The sequence below is a fragment of the Mesorhizobium sp. M1A.T.Ca.IN.004.03.1.1 genome (genome assembly GCF_003997555.1).
Classification (GTDB): Bacteria; Pseudomonadota; Alphaproteobacteria; order Rhizobiales; family Rhizobiaceae; genus Mesorhizobium.
Window position 1 is genome coordinate 1 of sequence record NZ_RZTV01001080.1, and the last position, 236, is coordinate 236.

Below are 236 nucleotides of genomic sequence, written 5' to 3' on the forward strand. Positions count from 1 at the left end.
CAGAAATTCGCCGCCGGCATGTCGAACCAAGCCGATGCCAGCCAGGACCGCGGCAGTGCCGCAAGCGAAGGCTTCGACGAGCTTGCCGCTGGTTGCGTCCTGCTGCCATTCCGCGAAGGAGTAGGGACGCTGTTCGACGCGCAAGCCCTTTTCTCCAGCGAGCACGATCACCGAGGCCCGAGTGATGCCCGGCAGGATCGTGCCGCCAAGAGGCGGGGTCACCACGGATCCGTCAT

General features: G+C 65.3%; 1 protein-coding gene. It reads right to left on the reverse strand.

The features are described 5' to 3' along the window. Window positions 1-236 (reverse strand): aminotransferase class IV (locus tag EOD29_RS35000; RefSeq protein ID WP_206520627.1); only part of this gene is annotated, 236 nt, incomplete at both ends.